The sequence below is a fragment of the Variovorax sp. 01T439_2 genome (assembly GCF_056398445.1).
Map to the genome: position 1 here is coordinate 1 of NZ_JBFTPJ010001136.1, position 1653 is coordinate 1653.

The window sequence follows — 1653 nt, forward strand, 5'->3', positions numbered from 1 at the left end:
GTATGTACGACTCAGGCCCTTCTGAGCCAGGTCATACGCGGAAAGGTGTTCGACACTTTCACCAGCGAAGCGCACGGCTCCAGCGGTCTTCTTTATCGCACCTGCAATCAGGTTGAACACGGTGCTCTTACCTGCCCCGTTCGGACCAATGAGTGCGACCACCTCGCCTGCATCTACGGTGAGGCTCACGTCATCGACCGTCGTGACCGCTCCCCAGCGCTTGGTAAGACCAGAACATTCAAGAAGCGGCATGTTTCTCTCCAGCAGTGGGCGCGCGGCGTCGGGAAATCCTGGCGGCGAGCGAAGCCTTGATGCCCCACAGGCCCTTGGGTGCAGCAATGACGACGATGATGAACAGCAACCCCATTACCAATGGCCAACTGTCGGTGACTGCGCTCAACTGGTGGTGAGCAAKGACGATCAAGGCGGCTCCGATCATCGGGCCGATCAGGGTGCCGGTTCCGCCAAGAATGACGGCGATGATGACGTGCCCCGACTGCGTCCAATGCAAGATCTCTGGAGAGACGAACAGCAGGAACCCTGCATGTAGCGCCCCCGCCATGCCCGCGAGCGCCCCGGACACGACGAATGCGACGATGCGCAAGGTCCGCGGCACGTAGCCGATGGCGCTGGCACGTCGCTCGTTTTCTCGAACGCCGACGATGGCTCTACCCATCGCGGAGTTCATGAAGCCTCGGGCCAACCAGTACATCGCAAACACGACGATCAGAACAAGCCAGAAGAAGCCATCGCGGGACATGAATCCCTCGAACCCGAACGGGCCTGCATTGCGCGCAAAGCCGGTCAGGCCATCCGAACCGCCGGTAAGCGTGTTCCACTTGAAAACAATTGCATAGCCGAGTTGCGCAAAAGCCAACGTCAGCATCGCGAAGGCGACGCCGCTAGCCCGTGTGCTTAACCATCCGATCGGGATGGAAAGGAGCGTTGCAACAAGCACGGCGGCAGCAATCGCGAAAGGCAACGGCCAGCCAGCCAATAGCGCAAACGCACAGGCGTACGCACCGACACCGTACGGCAGAACGTGGCCGAAGGAAAACATGCGTGCGTAGCCCATTTGCACGTCCAGGCTCATAGCAAACAGCGCAAAGATCAGTATTTCCGTCAACAGCGTGACTTGGTAGCTCTGGAGAGCGAACGGGGCCGCCGCCAGCATGGCGACGACAGGAACGGCGTACTTCATCACTCTTCTTCTCCAAACAAGCCACCCGGGCGATAAAGCAGAACGCCAATCATCAAGAGGTAGGTAACCACCAGCGAGAGGTCGGGAAAGTAGAAGTTGCCGAACGACTGTGTTGTGGCGACCAGCAGGCTGCCGACAGCGGATCCGAGAAAGCTGCCCATACCCCCGATCATCACGATGACGAACGATTCGATGATGGCCGCGCTGCCCATGCCGATGTAGCCCGTGATTAGCGGGACGGCAAGGAAACCACCCAATCCAGCAAATCCGCAACCCACGGCGAAGGTCAACGTGCGGATGGTGCCGACATTGACACCTAGCGCCTGAGTCATTTCTGCGTTCTGCGAGATCGAACGGATGAGCAGGCCCAGGCGAGACCTCAAGATGACGATCGCAAGGATGCCCAAAGCGGTCAACCCGAAAACGATCAGGAAAACGCGGTAGAGGGGGAA

3 protein-coding genes are annotated in these 1653 nt (G+C 59.2%); all 3 read right to left on the minus strand.

The features are described from left to right. On the minus strand, positions 1–252 hold a 252-nt coding region (locus AC1DOC_RS32775), incomplete at its 3' end, for an ATP-binding cassette domain-containing protein (RefSeq protein ID WP_478131453.1). Continuing rightward, positions 239–1201 carry a branched-chain amino acid ABC transporter permease gene (locus AC1DOC_RS32780; protein WP_478131454.1) on the minus strand — a complete coding sequence of 321 codons (963 nt, stop codon included), beginning with the start codon at positions 1199–1201 and terminating at the stop codon, positions 239–241. The genes AC1DOC_RS32775 and AC1DOC_RS32780, both read right to left, overlap by 14 nt. Beyond that, positions 1201–1653, minus strand: a 453-nt coding sequence (locus AC1DOC_RS32785; RefSeq protein WP_478131455.1) for a branched-chain amino acid ABC transporter permease, incomplete at its 5' end; no start/stop codon positions are given. The genes AC1DOC_RS32785 and AC1DOC_RS32780, both read right to left, overlap by 1 nt.